The 16,552-nt window shown below is 62.6% G+C and carries 15 protein-coding genes and 1 tRNA gene; 15 read left to right on the forward strand and 1 reads right to left on the reverse strand.

Features of this window, described 5'->3' with window-relative positions; genetic code table 11:
• Nucleotides 1-29: 29 nt before the first annotated feature.
• Nucleotides 30-611 (reverse strand): hypothetical protein, encoded by a 582-nt coding sequence (locus HV670_RS10190; protein ID WP_246257198.1) that lies wholly within the window; start codon nucleotides 609-611, stop codon nucleotides 30-32.
• 334 nt (nucleotides 612-945) lie between these two features.
• Between HV670_RS10190 and HV670_RS10195 the strand changes: the two genes are divergently transcribed.
• From HV670_RS10195 to nuoH, 15 genes are all read left to right on the forward strand, one after another.
• The gene (locus HV670_RS10195) at nucleotides 946-2,187 is read left to right on the forward strand and encodes a branched-chain amino acid ABC transporter substrate-binding protein (RefSeq protein ID WP_246257211.1); all 1,242 of its coding nucleotides are present in this window, start codon (nucleotides 946-948) and stop codon (nucleotides 2,185-2,187) included.
• Between the two features lie 304 nt (nucleotides 2,188-2,491).
• Entirely contained in the window at nucleotides 2,492-2,761 is a 270-nt protein-coding gene (gene rpsO, locus HV670_RS10200; protein ID WP_175104665.1) for a 30S ribosomal protein S15, read from the forward strand.
• 277 nt (nucleotides 2,762-3,038) lie between these two features.
• Nucleotides 3,039-5,180 carry a polyribonucleotide nucleotidyltransferase gene (gene pnp, locus HV670_RS10205; RefSeq protein ID WP_175104666.1) on the forward strand — a complete coding sequence of 714 codons (2,142 nt, stop codon included), beginning with the start codon at nucleotides 3,039-3,041 and terminating at the stop codon, nucleotides 5,178-5,180.
• 264 nt (nucleotides 5,181-5,444) lie between these two features.
• Nucleotides 5,445-6,449 carry an NAD(P)H-quinone oxidoreductase gene (locus tag HV670_RS10210; RefSeq protein WP_175104667.1) on the forward strand — a complete coding sequence of 335 codons (1,005 nt, stop codon included), beginning with the start codon at nucleotides 5,445-5,447 and terminating at the stop codon, nucleotides 6,447-6,449.
• A gap of 265 nt (nucleotides 6,450-6,714) precedes the next feature.
• Complete coding sequence (tpiA, locus tag HV670_RS10215) at nucleotides 6,715-7,509, forward strand: triose-phosphate isomerase (RefSeq protein ID WP_246257200.1); 795 nt, start codon at nucleotides 6,715-6,717, stop codon at nucleotides 7,507-7,509.
• Nucleotides 7,510-7,749: 240 nt separating this feature from the next.
• Nucleotides 7,750-8,130 carry a preprotein translocase subunit SecG gene (secG, locus tag HV670_RS10220; protein WP_175104668.1) on the forward strand — a complete coding sequence of 127 codons (381 nt, stop codon included), beginning with the start codon at nucleotides 7,750-7,752 and terminating at the stop codon, nucleotides 8,128-8,130.
• Nucleotides 8,131-8,273: 143 nt separating this feature from the next.
• A tRNA-Leu gene (locus HV670_RS10225) sits at nucleotides 8,274-8,358 on the forward strand.
• Between the two features lie 158 nt (nucleotides 8,359-8,516).
• A complete protein-coding gene (locus tag HV670_RS10230) occupies nucleotides 8,517-8,876 on the forward strand; it encodes an NADH-quinone oxidoreductase subunit A (protein WP_175104669.1) in 360 nt (119 codons plus the stop codon).
• A gap of 77 nt (nucleotides 8,877-8,953) precedes the next feature.
• Entirely contained in the window at nucleotides 8,954-9,433 is a 480-nt protein-coding gene (locus tag HV670_RS10235) for a NuoB/complex I 20 kDa subunit family protein (protein ID WP_035534401.1), read from the forward strand.
• Nucleotides 9,434-9,448: 15 nt separating this feature from the next.
• Entirely contained in the window at nucleotides 9,449-10,051 is a 603-nt protein-coding gene (locus tag HV670_RS10240) for an NADH-quinone oxidoreductase subunit C (protein ID WP_175104670.1), read from the forward strand.
• Nucleotides 10,052-10,087: 36 nt separating this feature from the next.
• Nucleotides 10,088-11,341, forward strand: coding sequence for an NADH-quinone oxidoreductase subunit D (locus HV670_RS10245; protein WP_175104671.1), 1,254 nt, complete (start codon nucleotides 10,088-10,090; stop codon nucleotides 11,339-11,341).
• 15 nt (nucleotides 11,342-11,356) lie between these two features.
• Nucleotides 11,357-11,833 carry an NADH-quinone oxidoreductase subunit NuoE gene (gene nuoE / locus HV670_RS10250; RefSeq protein ID WP_175104672.1) on the forward strand — a complete coding sequence of 159 codons (477 nt, stop codon included), beginning with the start codon at nucleotides 11,357-11,359 and terminating at the stop codon, nucleotides 11,831-11,833.
• Nucleotides 11,830-13,131, forward strand: coding sequence for an NADH-quinone oxidoreductase subunit NuoF (gene nuoF, locus HV670_RS10255; protein WP_175104673.1), 1,302 nt, complete (start codon nucleotides 11,830-11,832; stop codon nucleotides 13,129-13,131). The genes nuoE and nuoF overlap by 4 nt, the downstream gene beginning before the upstream one ends.
• Before the next feature lie 8 nt (nucleotides 13,132-13,139).
• Entirely contained in the window at nucleotides 13,140-15,479 is a 2,340-nt protein-coding gene (nuoG, locus tag HV670_RS10260) for an NADH-quinone oxidoreductase subunit NuoG (RefSeq protein WP_175104674.1), read from the forward strand.
• Complete coding sequence (nuoH, locus tag HV670_RS10265; RefSeq protein ID WP_175104675.1) at nucleotides 15,480-16,544, forward strand: NADH-quinone oxidoreductase subunit NuoH; 1,065 nt, start codon at nucleotides 15,480-15,482, stop codon at nucleotides 16,542-16,544. It abuts the gene before it with no gap.
• Nucleotides 16,545-16,552: the final 8 nt, after the last annotated feature.

The following is a 16,552-nucleotide window of genomic DNA, read 5'->3' on the forward strand; positions in this document are numbered from 1 at the left end:
CTTATCGCATACGGCCGAAACCACGGCCGTCAAAGAAACCCCCGATGATCGGGATCGTGCAGCGGATCGTCGGTCTTCTGCGTGAGCCGCACGATACCCTGGTCGTCGAAATAGAAGTGATAGAGCCGGTACCAGACATTGTTCTCGACATACCGGTAGGACCAGACTTCGCGCTTCATCAGCGGGAAATAGGCGGTCTCCTCAGGCAGACCGAAGTTCACCTGGATGTCATGCTTGTTCCACTCGCCGATCACGACGCGAGCGAAGTTCGTGTTGTCGAGTACCTGCTGGAGATTGACGAGCTTGCCGTCCGGGCCGATCTCGGCGCCCACGGTCGTTTCACCGAGCGGACGCGTCGGCCAGAGCAGATGCTTGTTGCCGTTGGGCAGATCGTAGACTTCCTTCGGAGGTCCAAAGCGCGCGACCAGATCGCTCTGATTCGCACCTGGCTGAAAGGCTTGCCAGGGTTGGACGCAGGCGGCCAGGCCGATGCTCAGCGAGACGATGGCGATCGCGCGTACACGGCGACTGGCGGTCTGCCACGCGCTTGGAGCAACCCGTGCAGTCCTGTAAGAACGAGAGGGCTGGGAGGGGGGGGCATACTGTTTCATAAGGAGCTCCGGGGGCGCATGCAATGACATGCTTCGATTCTGCCATGCGTTCGACAGTGGCCGGGGGCGAAAGATCGGCGAGGGCCATCGGGTGAAGCGCCGGCGACTGACTGCAGCTGAGACCGGCTGCTATGATCCGCGCTGGTTCAGCAAGGATCTACCGATGCGTCGTGCTTTTTTTCGCCTGTCTTACCGAAACATCGTGCCCTGCCTGGCGAGCCGCACCGGGTCACATTCGACTAACGGCCCGCGCATGCGCTTTATTCCTCGCCTGATGCGGGTCACGCTTGCGCGGCTGGCGACCGGTCGGCCGTTTGCACTCGCCAGTTTCGCGATGGCAGGCATCGGGGCCGTCGGGCCGGGCATCGCGCATGCCGCCGCGGGCGAGCCGATTCATCTTGCGCTGCTCGAAGGCATGTCGGGCCCGTTCGCGAACGGCGGCGCCGCGATCGAACGCAATCTTCGCTATGCGATCGAAGCGCTCAATGCGCGTGGCGGTGTCAGGCTGCCCGACGGCGCACATCCGTTCGAACTGGACGTACTCGATACGAAGGGGATCGCGGATCAGGCGCTCGCCCAATTGCGCGCGGCCGAAGATGCGCATGTCCGCTTCGTCCTGCAAGGCAATAGTTCGGCAGTCGCCGCGGCGCTCGAGGCGGCGCTCGACAAGCACAACGCACGCGAGCCCGACGAACGGCTGCTGTTCCTCAATTATTCGGCGGTCGATCCCGCGCTCACCGACGCGAACTGCAGCTTCTGGCATTTCCGCTTCGATGCGCATGCGGGCATGCGCATGAATGCGCTGACCGATGTGATCGAAGGTGAGAAGAGCGTCAAGAAGATCTACCTGCTCGACCAGGACTACAGCTTTGGTCATCAGGTCAGCACGCTTGCGCGGTCGATGCTTGCGAAGAAGCGGCCGGACATCGCGATCGTCGGAGACGAATTCCACCCGGTCGGCAAGGTCACGGATTTCACGCCCTATATCTCGAAGATCCGTGCAAGCGGAGCGGATGCGGTGATCACCGGCAACTATGGCAATGACCTCACGTTGCTGGTCAAGGCCGCGCACGACGGCGGCCTGAACACGCGCTTCTACACCTTCTACGCGAACAGCCTGGGCGCGGCCGCCGCGATCGGCGATGCCGGCGTGGGTCGCGTGCAGGCGGTCGCCGAATGGCACCAGAACGTCGAGGGCGCGGGCTCCGATGCGTTCTACTCGGGCTACAAGGCACGCTGGCCGAAGCCCGCCGACGACTGGCCGGTGTTGCGTGTGACCGTGATGATCGACATGCTTGCACAGGCGATCGAGAAGGCCGGCAGCACCGATGCGGTCCCGGTCGCGAAGGCGCTCGAGAATTTGCGCTTCGATCCGGGTACCGATTTCCATCCGTCATGGATGCGTGCCGACGATCACCAGTTGATCCAGCCGCTTTATGTCATGGAGATGGCGCATCAGGGGGCGAAGGGCGTGCCGCACGACGCGGAAGGCTCGGGCTATGGCTTCCGCACTGTCAAGGCGCTGTCTGCCGACAAGACCGTCCTGCCGACCACGTGCAAGATGGAACGCCCCTGAGTGCATGCCCTGAGGCAAGCCCGGCGGAGGGCGCAAGCCGGCCGGACCGATCGTGGACGAGCCGGGCGCGGCACAGGGTGGCCCCGTCGGTTCGCACCCGACGATTGGGGCCGGGCGGCCGGGGACGCTGTGCTACAATGCTTCTCCTGTCGTTTTGGCCGACCGCGGCCGGAGCGTCAAGTAGTGGTGTGAAGTCGTGTTATGAAAGAGGCCGTGCCAGTGCACGGCCCATGTCGAAGCATCGTCGAAAATCCACGGCACGGCCTTTCTTCCGTGACCGCCTGTCAGATTCAAAGGAAAAATCATGTCTGTCGCTGAAATCAAGAAGTCGGAAATCGTCGCGAAGTTCGCGCGTGCAGCCAACGATACCGGTTCGCCCGAAGTGCAGGTCGCTCTGCTGACCACGCGCATCAACGAGCTTACCGGTCACTTCAAGGCGCATATGAAGGATCACCACAGCCGTCGCGGTCTGCTGCGCATGGTGAGCCGTCGTCGCAAATTGCTCGACTACCTGAAGGGCAAGGATGCGGACCGCTACCGCTCGCTGATCGAGCAACTCGGCCTGCGTAAGTAAGCGCCTGGCTTTCGCCTCGCCCAGCGATGCCTGTATCAGCCTCCCGCTGATGCAGGCATTTTGTTTTATGCGTTTTGTTCGTGCGTCGCTGTTCACTGTGCGCCGTTACGCCTAGCGCACACCTGGTTATACGGACCGGGTACGTCAGCGGAATGCTTGTGTCATTCCAGCAGCGCACGCTTTCCGCGCGCCGATGGAATGGCATAACTCTCCTCCGCTCTCGCGCCCGGCTGCCGTCGCGCGCCGCGCCGCATGGAGCGCGGCATATTGAGAAGGAGTGAAAATGTTTAACAAGATCGTCAAGGAATTTCAGTGGGGTCAGCACAAGGTGCGCCTCGAGACCGGTGAAATCGCCCGCCAGGCAAGCGGCGCGGTGCTGGTCGACATTGATGAAACCGTGATTCTCGCGACCGTCGTCGGCGCGAAGACCGCCAAGCCGGGTCAGTCTTTTTTCCCGCTGACGGTTGACTACATCGAGAAGACCTACGCTGCCGGCAAGATCCCGGGCGGCTTTTTCCGTCGTGAAGGCCGTCCGTCCGAAGGCGAAACGCTGATTTCGCGCCTGATCGATCGTCCGCTGCGTCCGCTTTTCCCCGAGGGTTTCCTCAATGAAGTGCAGGTCGTGATCCACGTCCTGTCGGTGAACCCCGAAGTGCCGGCCGATATCGCCGCGCTGATCGGCGCCTCGGCCGCACTCGCGGTGTCGGGCCTGCCGTTCAACGGGCCGGTCGGTGCCGCACGCGTGGCCTATATCAACGACCAGTACGTGCTGAATCCGACGCGTTCGCAGATCAAGGAATCGAAGCTCGACCTCGTCGTTGCCGGTACCGAGCGTGCCGTGCTGATGGTCGAGTCCGAAGCACAACAGCTTTCCGAAGAAGTGATGCTCGGCGCCGTGGTGTTCGGCCACGAGCAGATGCAGACCGCGATCGACGTGATCCATGAACTGGTTCGCGACGGCGGCAAGCCGGAGTGGGACTGGCAGCCGGCCGCGAGCGACGATGCACTGATCGCGCGCGTGACCGAAATCGCCGACGCCGAACTGCGTGCCATCTACCAGATCCGCGAAAAGTCGCAGCGCAGCGAAAAGCTCAAGGCACTGTACGCAAACGTGACGGCCAAGCTGGCCGAGCAAGTCGCCCAAGGTGCACCGGCGGCCGATAGCGCTGTCGTCGGCGATATCCTGTTCGCGATCGAAGCGAAGATCGTGCGTAGCCAGATCCTGAACGGCGAACCGCGCATCGACGGTCGCGACACGCGCACCGTGCGTCCGATCACGATCCGTACCGGCGTGCTGCCGCGGACCCACGGCTCGGCGCTGTTCACGCGCGGCGAAACGCAGGCGCTGGTCGTCGCTACGCTCGGCACGAAGGGCGACGAGCAGATCATCGACGCGATCGACGGCGAGTACCGCGAGCGCTTCATGCTCCACTACAACATGCCCCCGTTCGCGACCGGCGAAACCGGCCGCGTGGGTTCGCCCAAGCGCCGCGAAATCGGTCACGGCCGTCTCGCCAAGCGGGCGCTCGTCGCAACGCTGCCGACGCCGGAAGAATTCGGCTACACGATCCGCGTGGTCTCGGAAATCACCGAGTCGAACGGTTCGTCGTCGATGGCATCCGTCTGCGGCGGCTCGCTGGCCATGATGGACGCGGGCGTGCCGCTGAGCTCGCACGTCGCGGGTATCGCGATGGGCCTGATCCTCGAGGAAAACCGCTTTGCCGTGCTGACCGATATCCTCGGCGACGAAGACCACCTCGGTGACATGGACTTCAAGGTGGCCGGCACGTCGAACGGCGTGACCGCGCTGCAGATGGACATCAAGATCCAGGGCATCACGAAGGAAATCATGCAGGTCGCGCTCGCGCAGGCGCGTGAAGGCCGTCTGCACATCCTCGGCAAGATGCAGGAAGCCGTGACGGGCGCGCGTACCGAGCTGTCGGAATTCGCCCCGCGCATGATCACGCTGAAGATCAATCCGGAAAAGATCCGCGACGTGATCGGCAAGGGTGGTTCGGTGATCCGCGCGCTGACCGAGGAAACGGGCACGACGATCGACATCGGCGAGGACGGCGTGATCACGATCGCGAGCACGAGCAGCGAGGGCATGGCGGAAGCCAAGCGCCGCATCGAGAACATCACGGCCGAAGTCGAAGTCGGTCAGGTGTACGACGGCACGGTGCTCAAGCTGCTGGACTTCGGTGCGATCGTGAATATCCTGCCGGGCAAGGACGGTCTGCTGCATATCTCCGAGATCGCCAACGAGCGGATCAAGGACATCAACGACTATCTGAAGGAAGGCCAGGCCGTGAAGGTCAAGGTCATCCAGACAGATGAAAAGGGTCGTGTGCGCTTGTCGGCCAAGGCGCTGCTGAACGAAGGCGGCGCACCGCAGGGCGGCGAAAGCCAGCCGCAGTAAGCGTTGTGCATGAGGGGTCCGCCACGCCTCGCGAGGTGGTGGACCGATGGAACCGGCTGGCAGGTGACTGCGAGCCGGTTTTTTTTCGGGCCGAGCAAATGCGCGGTACGGGGCGCTTGAGCAAGCGGACAGCGATCGGCCATGGCGCCGGCGCCCGGCATTGCCATGACGTGGGTCCAGCCGGCGCGGGCAGCACGGCTGCTGCACCCCGTTTTATCCCGATTTCCGGTATTTTGTCGCTTCCCACTTATTGAAGACATTGACATGCTCGCAATCGAAATTTCCCAGTTTGGCGGTCCCGAGGTCCTGAAGGTCTGCGAACGGCCGACGCCCGTGGCGGGCAAGGGCGAAGTGCTGATTCGCGTGACCGCGTCGGGCATCAACCGGCCCGATGTGTTCCAGCGCTGCGGCAACTACGCGCCGCCCGCCGGCGCGTCGGATTTGCCGGGTCTCGAGATCGCGGGCGAGATCGTTGACGGCGATTTCGATTCGTCCGACAACCGCTGGCATTTCAAGAAGGGCGACCGCGTGTGCGCGCTGCTGCCGGGTGGCGGCTATGCGCAATACGCGACGGCGCCCCTGCTGCAATGCCTGCCTGTTCCAGGCAGCCTCAGCGATGTCGAAGCGGCATCGCTGCCCGAGAACTACTTCACGGTCTGGAGCAATGTGATGGACCGCTCGGGCCTCGGACGCGGGGAAGGCGGTGAGTCGGAAGTGCTGCTCGTGCAGGGCGGTACGAGCGGAATCGGTGTGACGGCGGTCCAGATCGCCGAAGCGCTCGGCCATCGGGTGTTCGCCACGGCCGGCTCCGACGAAAAATGCCGTGCGATCGAAGCGCTCGGCGCCGAGCGCGGCATCAACTACCGGACCGAGGATTTTGTCGAGGTCGTCAACGAGCTGACGCATGGCCATGGCGCCGACGTCGTGCTCGACATGGTCGCGGGCGACTACGTGCCGCGCGAACTCAAGGTGCTGGCCGAGGGCGGCCGGCTCTGTCTGATCGCGACGCTCGGCGGCACGAAGGCCGAGGTGCCGCTCGCGGACATCATGCGGCGCCGCCTGACGATCACGGGCTCGACCCTGCGCCCGCGGCCAATCGCCTTCAAGGGCGCGATCGCCGCGCGGCTCTACGAGCACGTCTGGCCTCTGTTGGGCTCGGGCCGCATCAAGCCGGTGATCTATAAAGTGTTCCCGGCGGCGCGGGCGGCCGACGCGCACACCCTCATGGAAAGCAGCACGCACATCGGGAAGATCATGTTGGAATGGTAAGGGATATGATAGAAGTGATACTCTTCGCCCTCGGCATTGCGATCGACTGGTAACGCTCCCACTAGCGCTGGTTTGCCCCACTGAAGGCCGGAAGCTAGAATTACGGGATTTTGCGTGTGCTTTGTCAGCGCCGGAAGCACCAAGGTGGCGCGGCACATTTTGTGGCCAAAACCCGGTCGATCGGAAAAGAAGAGCAACCGTGGGGGGCAGTGAGGCCCCTTTCGGTCATTCGTCTGATGGACTGCAGAAATGCGGGGCGAATTGCATGTCGAGAATGCCTGAATCGTCGGTCAGCACGAAGCTGGTTATTGGTAACTGGAAGATGCATGGTGGCTTGCGCAGCAACGAGGTTCTGTTGAATGCGCTGGTCGATGGGATGAAGTCCATGCCTCCCGGGCTGAAAGTAGGTGTGTGCGTACCCTTTCCGTATCTCGCGCAAGCCAATGCGCTGCTTGCGGGCAGTCGAGTGGAATGGGGCGTGCAGGACTTGTCGTCGCATCACGAGGGCGCTTACACGGGCGAGGTATCGGCAGTCATGGCTGCCGATTTCGGTACCCGTTATGCGATCGTCGGGCACTCGGAGCGGCGCGAATACCATCGCGAGGGCGCGATTCTCGTGGCCGAAAAGGCCGAGCGCGCGCTCGAGGCGGGCTTGACGCCGATCGTCTGCGTGGGCGAGACCGCCGAAGAGCGCGAGTATGCGTTCACCGAGCGGGTGCTGAGCGCGCAGCTGAGCGCGGTGCTCGACCGCCTGAGCGTTGAGCAGGCGGCCTCGATGGTGCTCGCGTATGAGCCTGTCTGGGCAATCGGATCGGGCACGAGCGCGGGTGTCGACGATGTACGCGATGTGCACGCGTTCCTGCGCGGGCAACTCGCGGCGAAGGGCGAAGCGGTCGGGCGGATTCCCGTGCTGTACGGCGGCAGTCTGAAACCCGAGAATGCGGCGGCCTTGTTTGCGGTGCCGAACGTCGATGGCGGGCTGGTCGGCGGCGCGTCTCTCTCGGCGGACAAGTTCCTGCCGATCTGCGAGGCGGGTGCCGGGCAGTGGGCGCTTGGGTAGCAGGTGTCGGGATGGCCGATGCCGGGTAGCGGTGCCGGGTGGTCTGAATACCGCCGCCTGGATGGATCGCCGGTGATAAACCGTCGTTGAAACGTCGCATTGCGTCGTGAAACGACGGGTATCGCCAATGAGGTTGAATTAAAGTCGCATCAGGCGCGCCACTGCGCGTTGCTTACGAATATTTTACGATCGCTCGATACCGGGCCGGCATCAAACATTGGAAGATTGGGTGGAATTCAAATGCTGTTGTTCAAAAGCTTGATTATCGTATTGCAGGTGCTGTCCGCGCTCGGCGTGATCGGCCTTGTCTTACTTCAACACGGCAAGGGCGCCGATATGGGTGCGGCCTTCGGCAGCGGCTCCTCGGGCAGCCTGTTCGGCGCGACGGGTTCGGCCAATTTCCTGTCGCGTACCACGGCCGTGCTTGCCACGGTGTTCTTCATCTGCACGCTGGCCCTGACCTACCTCGGTTCATACAAGTCGCAGGTCTCGGCAGGCGTGCTCGGCGCCATTCCGGCAGCCAGCGCACCCGCGGCGGCATCGGCTTCGGCAAGCGGGGCGTCGGCTGTACCGGCTGCTCCGGTTGCTTCCTCGGCGCCGGGTCAGGACGTTCCAAAATAAGCCCTGCGATGTTTAAGAATTTTTAAACAAACTGCACATTGCGGCGTTGAACAATCAAGAACAACCCGTTACAATCTTGGTCTTGAAACGTTCAGTCCCAACCGCAAAGAGTGACGCGGTTTAAGAGGACGGAATGCAGTAGTGCCGACGTGGTGAAATTGGTAGACACGCTATCTTGAGGGGGTAGTGGCGAAAGCTGTGCGAGTTCGAGTCTCGCCGTCGGCACCAATAAAACAGATGCCAGCCAGATGCGTGAGTGCTTGGCTGGCATTGTTTTTTTCAAGGCTGTGATACACGACTGATTTACTTGGTCTTGGCGCGGCTTGAATCCTCCGGCCGTAGCGTCGTTGCGGCTGGCACTCTGAATCAACCGACAGAGGAAGGCCGTGAACCTCGCACCCTATTTCCCCGTTCTGCTCTTCATCATGGTGGGCGTCGGTCTGGGCATGGCGTTGATCGGCGTTGGCAAGGTCCTGGGCCCCCACAAGCCGGATAGCGCGAAGAACGCGCCGTACGAGTGCGGTTTCGAAGCGTTCGAGGACGCCCGGATGAAGTTCGACGTCCGCTACTACCTCGTTGCAATCCTCTTCATCATTTTCGATCTTGAAACTGCCTTCCTCTTTCCGTGGGGCGTGGCGCTCAGGGATATCGGCTGGACCGGATTCATCGCGATGATGATCTTCCTGCTGGAATTTCTGCTCGGCTTTGCTTACATCTGGAAAAAGGGTGGGCTTGATTGGGAATGACGCGCGTAGCATGATCGATGCGGGCGTTGCGGGGGAGTCAAGCTCCGGACCGGATGCCTGCCTGGAGCGAAAGGCAAATGAGTATCGAAGGGGTCTTGAAGGAAGGGTTTGTCACCACGACGGCTGACAAGCTGATCAACTGGACGCGTACCGGCTCACTATGGCCGATGACGTTCGGTCTTGCATGTTGCGCGGTCGAGATGATGCATGCGGGCGCTGCCCGTTATGACCTCGACCGCTTCGGTGTGGTGTTTCGTCCAAGCCCGCGCCAGTCGGATGTGATGATCGTCGCGGGCACGCTGTGCAACAAGATGGCGCCGGCCCTGCGCAAGGTGTACGACCAGATGGCCGAACCCCGTTGGGTGATCTCGATGGGTTCGTGTGCAAACGGTGGCGGTTACTACCACTATTCGTACTCTGTCGTGCGCGGTTGCGACCGTATCGTTCCAGTCGACGTCTATGTGCCGGGTTGCCCGCCGACGGCCGAAGCGCTCGTCTACGGGATCATCCAGCTGCAGGCGAAGATTCGCCGTACCAGCACCATCGCCCGCCAGTAACGCCGAGCCCCCATCATGACAAGTAAACTCGAGACCTTGAAGGCCAATCTCGAGGCGGCGCTTGGCGGCCGCCTCCAGAGCCTGACCGAGGACCTGGACCAGCTGACCGCGGTCGTCAAGCCCGCGGACTATCTCGCAGTCTGCATGCAATTGCGCGACGATCCCTCGCTGCGCTTCGAACAGTGCATGGACGTCGCCGGCATCGATTATCTCGCTTTCGGCGATGGCGCCTATGATGGCCCGCGCTTCGCCGCCGTGCTGCATCTGTTGTCGATCACCCATAACTGGCGCCTGCGGGTGCGCGTGTTCGCCGAGAACGACGACATGCCGATCGTGCCGTCGGTCATCGATATCTGGAACGGTGTGAACTGGTTCGAGCGCGAAGCCTTCGACCTGTATGGCATCGTCTTCGAAGGCCACCCGGACCTGCGCCGGATCCTGACCGACTATGGCTTCATCGGTCACCCCTTCCGCAAGGACTTCCCGCTGTCGGGGTACGTCGAAATGCGCTACGACCCGGAAGCGAAACGCGTGGTGTATCAGCCCGTGACGATCGAGCCTCGCGAAATCACGCCGCGCGTGATCCGCGAAGATCGTTACGGTGGTCTCAAGCACTGAAGCCTCCGAGCCAGCACCCTACAATAGGTTCCCGCCATGGCCGATATCAAAAACTACACGCTTAACTTCGGGCCTCAGCACCCTGCCGCGCACGGTGTGCTGCGCCTCGTGCTCGAACTCGACGGTGAAGTGATCCAGCGCGCCGATCCGCATATCGGCCTGCTGCACCGCGCGACCGAGAAGCTCGCCGAGAGCAAGACCTTCATCCAGTCCGTGCCGTATATGGACCGTCTCGACTACGTGTCGATGATGGTCAACGAGCATGCGTATGTGATGGCGATCGAGAAGCTGCTCGGCATCGAGATACCCGAGCGCGCGAAATACATCCGCGTGATGTTCGATGAGATCACGCGGATGCTGAACCACCTGATGTGGATCGGCGCGCACGCACTCGACGTCGGCGCGATGGCGGTATTCCTCTACGCGTTCCGCGAACGTGAAGACCTGATGGACGTCTACGAAGCCGTGTCGGGCGCGCGCATGCACGCGGCCTACTATCGTCCGGGCGGCGTCTATCGCGACCTGCCGGATTCGATGCCGCAGTACAAGGCTTCGAAAATCCGCAATGCGAAAGCGCTGTCGAGGATGAACGAGAACCGCCAGGGTTCGCTGCTCGACTTCATCGACGATTTCGCACAACGTTTTCCGTCGCATATCGACGAATACGAAACACTGTTGACCGACAACCGGATCTGGAAACAGCGCCTGGTCGGCATCGGCGTCGTGACGCCCGAGCGCGCACTTGCGCTCGGCATGTCGGGCGCCATGCTGCGCGGTTCGGGCATCGAATGGGATCTGCGCAAGAAGCAGCCCTACGAGGTCTACGACAAGCTGCAGTTCGACATCCCGGTCGGCGTGAACGGCGATTGCTACGACCGCTATCTCGTACGGGTCGAGGAAATGCGCCAGTCGACCCGACTCGTGCGCCAGTGCGTCGAGTGGCTGCGCAAGAACCCCGGCCCCGTCATGATCGACAACCACAAGGTCACGCCGCCGAAGCGCGTCGCGATGAAGTCGAACATGGAAGAGCTGATCCATCACTTCAAGCTCTTCACTGAAGGCTTCCACGTGCCCGAAGGCGAAACCTACGCAGCCGTCGAACACCCGAAGGGCGAATTCGGTATCTATCTGGTTTCGGACGGCGCAAACAAACCGTACCGCCTCAAGATCCGTGCGCCGGGCTTTGCGCACTTGTCGGCGCTCGACGAGATGGCGAAGGGTCACATGATTGCCGATGCGGTGACGATTATCGGCACACAGGACATCGTGTTCGGCGAAGTCGATCGCTAAGACTGAAGGTTCAAAATGCTCTCTGCTGAAGCCCTTAAGAAAATCGATCGCGCGGTCGCGAAGTACCCCGCGGATCGGAAACAGTCTGCCGTGATGCACGCCCTTGCGGTTGCGCAGGGCGAGCACGGTTGGCTGTCGCCCGATGTGATGGAGGCCGTGGCGGACTATCTTGGCATGCCCGCGATCGCGGTGCAGGAAGTCGCGACGTTCTACGCGATGTACGACACCTCGCCGGTCGGCGAGTCGAAGATCACGATCTGCACGAACCTGCCCTGCCAGCTCGGCGGCGGCGAGGACGCGGCGAACTATGTGAAGCAGAAGCTGGGCATCGATTTTAACGAGACCACCGCCGACGGCAAGTTCACGCTGAAGGAAGGCGAATGCATGGGTGCATGCGGTGACGCGCCGGTGATGATCGTCAACAACACGAAGATGTGCAGCTTCATGAGCCGCGAGAAGATCGACCAGATGCTCGAGGAACTATCCAAATGACGTCCTTGCACGATCGCCACATTGATCCGCTGATCCTCGCCGGCCTGAATGGCGAGAACTGGCGTCTCGAAGACTACGTCGCACGCGGCGGCTATGCGCAGCTGCGCAAGATTCTCGAAGAAAAGATTCCTCCCGAGCAGGTGATTGCCGACGTCAAGGCGTCGGGCCTGCGGGGCCGCGGCGGTGCGGGCTTCCCGACCGGCCTCAAGTGGAGCTTCATGCCGCGCCAGTTCCCGGGGCAGAAATACCTCGTCTGCAATTCGGACGAAGGCGAGCCGGGCACGTTCAAGGACCGCGACATCCTGCGCTACAACCCGCATGCGCTGATCGAAGGCATGGCCATTGGCGCGTATGCGATGGGGATCACGGTCGGATACAACTATATCCACGGCGAGATCTGGGCCGAATACGAGCGCTTCGAAGAAGCCCTTGAACAAGCCCGTGCGGCCGGTTATCTCGGCGCGAACATCCTGAACTCGGGCTTCTCGTTCGAGCTGCATGCGCACCACGGCTACGGCGCCTACATCTGCGGCGAAGAAACCGCGCTGCTCGAATCGCTCGAAGGCAAGAAGGGCCAGCCGCGTTTCAAGCCGCCTTTCCCGGCGAGCTTTGGCCTGTTCGGCAAGCCGACCACGATCAACAACACCGAGACGTTTTCCGCCGTGCCTTTCCTGCTGGCCATCGGCCCGCAGAAGTATCTGGAGATGGGCAAGCCGAATAACGGTGGCTCGAAGATCTTCTCGATCTCGGGCGACGTTGAAAGGCCGGGCAACTACGAGATCCCGCTCGGCACGCCGTTCTCGAAGCTGCTCGAACTCGCGGGCGGCATGCGCGGCGGCCGGCAGATCAAGGCCGTGATTCCGGGTGGTTCGTCAGCGCCCGTGATCCCGGGCGAGATGATGATGGCGACCGACATGGACTACGACTCGATCGCGAAGGCCGGCTCGATGCTGGGCTCGGGCGCGGTGATCGTGATGGACGAGACGCGCTGCATGGTGCGCTCGCTGCTGCGCCTGTCGTATTTCTACTATGAAGAATCGTGCGGCCAATGCACGCCCTGCCGCGAAGGCACGGGCTGGCTCTATCGCGTGGTGAACCGGATCGAACATGGGCAGGGCCGCAAGGAAGACCTCGACCTGCTGAACTCGGTTGCGGAGAACATCATGGGTCGCACCATCTGTGCGCTCGGCGACGCGGCGGCCATGCCGGTGCGCGGGATGCTGAAGCACTTCTGGGACGAATTCGAATATCACGTCGAGCACAAGCATTGTCTCGTGCCGGCTGAAGCACTCGCCTGAGTCAGATCATGGTTGAACTCGAAATAGACGGCAAGAAGGTTGAGGTTCCCGCAGGCAGCATGGTGATCCAGGCTGCGCAGAAGGTGGACACCTACATCCCGCATTTCTGCTATCACAAAAAGCTGTCGATCGCGGCGAACTGCCGGATGTGCCTGGTCGATGTCGAAAAGGTACCGAAGGCCGTGCCCGCCTGCGCGACACCCGTCGCCGCCGGCATGATCGTGCGGACCCGATCCGACAAGGCGGTCAAGGCACAGCAGTCCGTCATGGAATTCCTGCTGATCAATCACCCGCTCGACTGCCCGATCTGCGACCAGGGCGGCGAATGCCAGCTCCAGGATCTCGCGGTCGGTTACGGCAAGTCGTCGTCGCGCTACAGCGAAGAAAAGCGTGTGGTGTTCCACAAGAATGTCGGCCCGCTGATCTCGATGGAAGAGATGACGCGCTGCATTCACTGCACGCGCTGCGTGCGCTTCGGCCAGGAAGTGGCCGGGGTCATGGAACTCGGCATGCTCGGCCGCGGCGAACACTCGGAAATCACCTCGTTCGTCGGCAACTCGGTCGATTCCGAACTGTCGGGCAATATGATCGACCTGTGCCCGGTCGGTGCGCTGACCTCCAAGCCGTTCCGCTACAGCGCGCGGACCTGGGAGCTGTCGCGCCGCAAGTCGGTGAGCCCGCATGACGGCACCGGCGCGAACGTGATCGTGCAGGTCAAGAACAACCGCGTGATGCGCGTGCTGCCGCTCGAGAACGAAGCGATCAACGAATGCTGGATCTCGGACAAGGACCGCTTCTCGTACGAAGCGCTCAACAGCGCCGAGCGCCTCACGCAGCCCATGCTCAAGCAGGGCAACGAATGGCGTGAAGTCGACTGGCAGACCGCGCTCGAATACGTCGCGAACGGCCTCGGCAATATCAAGTCCGAACATGGCGCCGCCTCGATCGCCGCGCTCGCGAGCCCACACAGCACGGTCGAAGAACTGTATCTGCTCAAGCAGCTCGCGGCCGGCTTCGGTACGCCGAACGTCGATTTCCGCCTGCGGCAGACCGATTTCAGCGCACCGGCCGGCGCGACGCCGTGGCTCGGACTGCCGATCGCGAACCTGAGCACGGTCGATGCCGCGCTCGTGATCGGCTCGTTCCTGCGCCGCGACCATGCCTTGTTCGCCGCGCGCCTGCGTCAGGCCGCGAAGGGCGGGGCGAAGATCACGCTGCTCAACGCAAGCGGCGACGATTCGCTGATCCCGACCGCGCGCCGTGTCGTGGTCGCGCCCTCGGGCTGGGTTACCGAACTCGCGGGCATTGCCGCCGCGGTCGCCGAAGCGAAGGGCGTTGCCGCACCGGCCGCGTTCGCCGATGCGAAGGCCTCCGATGAAGGCCGTGCGGCCGCGACCTCGCTGGTCGCCGGCGAACAGCGCGTCGTGCTGCTCGGCAACGCTGCCGTCCAGCATCCGGAGTTCGCGCGGATTCATGCAGCCGCGCAGTTCATCGCCGATACGACGGGTGCGACGCTCGGTTTCCTGACCGAGGCGGGCAATACAGTCGGTGCGCATCTGGTCGGCGCATTGCCGGGCGACAATGGCCTGAACGCCGCGCAGGCGTTCGCCGATCCGCGCAAGGCGTATGTGCTGATGAATGTCGAAGCGGAATTCGACACGGCCCATCCGCAGCAGGCCCTCGCCGCACTCAACCGCGCCGAGATGGTCATCTCGCTGTCGGCGTTCAAGCATGGCGCCGAGTATGCGGACGTGATGCTGCCGATCGCGCCATTCACGGAAACGTCGGGAACCTTCGTCAACGCCGAAGGGACCGTGCAGAGCTTCAACGGCGTGGTGCGCCCGCTCGGCGATACGCGTCCGGCCTGGAAGGTGCTGCGTGTGCTCGGCAACCTGCTGGGCCTGCCGGGCTTCGAATTCGATACGTCGGAACAGGTTCGCGACGCGGCGCTGGGCAAGCTGGACATCGCGTCGAAACTGTCGAACGTCACGACGGTCGCGCCCTCGCTGGGCAACGCTGAGAAGGGTGGGGCAGCGCCGGGCAGCTTCGAGCGCCTCGCCGACGTGCCGATCTATCACGCCGATGCGCTCGTGCGCCGCGCCCAATCGCTGCAGCTCACGCATGCGGCGAAGGTCGCGGTCCGCGCCTCGCTGCCGGGCTCGCTGTTCGAGCGCCTCGGCCTCGACCACGGCGACGCGGTTCGTATTCGTCAGGGCGAGCTGTCGGTGACGCTGCCCGCTGTGCTCGACAACAACCTGCCGGCCAACGTGGTCCGTGTGCCGGCCGCAACGTCCGCCTCCGCTCAGCTCGGCGGCATGTTCGGTGAACTGGTGGTGGAGAAGGCCTAAATGACCTTGTACGATTCGATCAACTCAGCCGGGGGCCATGCCCTCGGGGTCGCGTGGCCGACGGTGTGGGCGCTCGTGCGCATCCTCGTGGTCGCCGTCGCGATCCTGCTGTCTGTCGCCTACCTGATTCTCTGGGAACGCAAGCTGATCGGCTGGATGCACGTGCGGCTCGGGCCGAACCGCGTGGGCCCCGCAGGCTTGCTGCAGCCGATCGCCGACGTGCTCAAGCTGCTGCTCAAGGAAGTCATCGACCCGACGCAGTCGACCAAATGGCTCTACATCATCGCGCCGATCATGGTCGTGACGCCGGCTTTCGCGGTCTGGGCGGTGATCCCGTTCCAGGCCAAGGTCGTGCTCGGCGACATCAACGCGGGCCTGCTCTATGTGATGTCGATCTCGTCGATCGGCGTCTACGGCGTGATTCTCGCGGGCTGGGCATCGAACTCGAAGTATGCGTTCCTCGGTGCGATGCGCGCCGCCGCGCAGATGGTCTCGTACGAAATTGCGATGGGTTTCGCGCTCGTCGTTGTGCTGATGACATCGGGCAGCCTCAACCTGTCCGATATCGTGATGTCGCAGGAACGTGGGATCTTTGCAAGCCACGGCATCAATGTCCTCTCGTGGAACTGGCTTCCGCTGCTGCCGATGTTCGCCGTCTACTTCATTTCGGGCATCGCCGAAACCAACCGCCATCCATTCGACGTCGTCGAAGGCGAGTCGGAAATCGTCGCGGGCCACATGGTCGACTACTCGGGCATGGCGTTCGCGCTGTTCTTCCTGGGCGAGTACATCAACATGATCGTCATCTCGGCGATCGCGGCAACGTTGTTCCTCGGCGGCTGGTCGGCGCCGTTCGGTTTCCTTGACTTCATCCCCGGCATTTTCTGGCTGGTCCTGAAGGTCTTCGCGCTGTTGTCGGTGTTCATCTGGGTGCGGGCCACGTTCCCGCGTTACCGCTATGACCAGATCATGCGTCTGGGCTGGAAGATCTTTATCCCGGTGTCGGTGGTCTGGCTGGTGATCGTCGGCTTCTGGCTCATGTCGCCGTGGAATATCTGGAAGTAAGGACGGAC

Origin of the sequence: Pararobbsia alpina (genome assembly GCF_902859895.1) — a bacterium.
In the GTDB taxonomy this organism is placed as follows: Bacteria; Pseudomonadota; Gammaproteobacteria; order Burkholderiales; family Burkholderiaceae; genus Pararobbsia; species Pararobbsia alpina.

Excerpts from the sequence above, each read along its gene's own strand:
- nuoF (WP_175104673.1), top strand. The coding sequence starts at position 11,830 with ATGACGTCCTTGCACGATCGCCACATTGATCCGCTGATCCTCGCCGGC.
- nuoH (WP_175104675.1), top strand. The coding sequence starts at position 15,480 with ATGACCTTGTACGATTCGATCAACTCAGCCGGGGGCCATGCCCTCGGG.
- rpsO (WP_175104665.1), top strand. The coding sequence starts at position 2,492 with ATGTCTGTCGCTGAAATCAAGAAGTCGGAAATCGTCGCGAAGTTCGCG.
- secG (WP_175104668.1), top strand. The coding sequence starts at position 7,750 with ATGCTGTTGTTCAAAAGCTTGATTATCGTATTGCAGGTGCTGTCCGCG.
- nuoE (WP_175104672.1), top strand. The coding sequence starts at position 11,357 with ATGCTCTCTGCTGAAGCCCTTAAGAAAATCGATCGCGCGGTCGCGAAG.
- tpiA (WP_246257200.1), top strand. The coding sequence starts at position 6,715 with ATGTCGAGAATGCCTGAATCGTCGGTCAGCACGAAGCTGGTTATTGGT.
- HV670_RS10210 (WP_175104667.1), top strand. The coding sequence starts at position 5,445 with ATGCTCGCAATCGAAATTTCCCAGTTTGGCGGTCCCGAGGTCCTGAAG.
- HV670_RS10190 (WP_246257198.1), bottom strand. The coding sequence starts at position 611 with ATGAAACAGTATGCCCCCCCCTCCCAGCCCTCTCGTTCTTACAGGACT.
- HV670_RS10245 (WP_175104671.1), top strand. The coding sequence starts at position 10,088 with ATGGCCGATATCAAAAACTACACGCTTAACTTCGGGCCTCAGCACCCT.
- nuoG (WP_175104674.1), top strand. The coding sequence starts at position 13,140 with ATGGTTGAACTCGAAATAGACGGCAAGAAGGTTGAGGTTCCCGCAGGC.
- HV670_RS10235 (WP_035534401.1), top strand. The coding sequence starts at position 8,954 with ATGAGTATCGAAGGGGTCTTGAAGGAAGGGTTTGTCACCACGACGGCT.
- HV670_RS10240 (WP_175104670.1), top strand. The coding sequence starts at position 9,449 with ATGACAAGTAAACTCGAGACCTTGAAGGCCAATCTCGAGGCGGCGCTT.
- HV670_RS10195 (WP_246257211.1), top strand. The coding sequence starts at position 946 with ATGGCAGGCATCGGGGCCGTCGGGCCGGGCATCGCGCATGCCGCCGCG.